Source organism: Bacillus niameyensis, from assembly GCF_001375535.1.
Classification (GTDB): Bacteria; Bacillota; Bacilli; order Bacillales; family Bacillaceae_C; genus Lederbergia; species Lederbergia niameyensis.
This window is the reverse complement of sequence record NZ_LN831197.1, coordinates 4660791-4661254: the sequence shown is the minus strand read 5'-3', so window position 1 is coordinate 4661254 and position 464 is coordinate 4660791. Positions and strand designations below refer to the sequence as shown.

At 36.6% G+C, this 464-nt stretch carries 1 pseudogene; it reads left to right on the top strand.

Annotated features, from left to right (window positions below):
- A pseudogene (locus BN1243_RS23145) lies at positions 1 to 295 on the top strand (transposase); the annotation flags it as partial.
- Positions 296 to 464: the final 169 nt, after the last annotated feature.

Below are 464 nucleotides of genomic sequence, written 5' to 3'. Positions count from 1 at the left end.
AAAACTTAAAATGAAACCAAACGGATATGACAAATCGCAAAATAGGCAAAAATGGCGTTGTCCATTAGCTTGTGGTACAAAAAATACGTGTAAAAGCCCTTGTTCTACAGCCAAATACGGAAGAACATTCCATACTTTTGGGAAAGACAATCTTCGACTTTTTACTAAGACTCCTAGAACATCCGAAAAATGGAAGATCGTTTATAAAAGAAGAACATCGGTAGAACGTTCAAACAAACGAGAAAAAGTCGATTATCACTTAGAATCCGGTCGGCATCGGTCTACAAAGATGTAGTATATACGGACTTACGCCATTATGATGTGTCAACACATTGATGCCTGGTATGTCCATCAAAAAGATGCGCTATCCTTCCTTAACGGTCATATTTTATCTTCAATAGCCAAATCTTTTTAAAGGACCTTATCCAAGGGTTTGTTGATTTTAAAACAAAATCCGTTGAAGG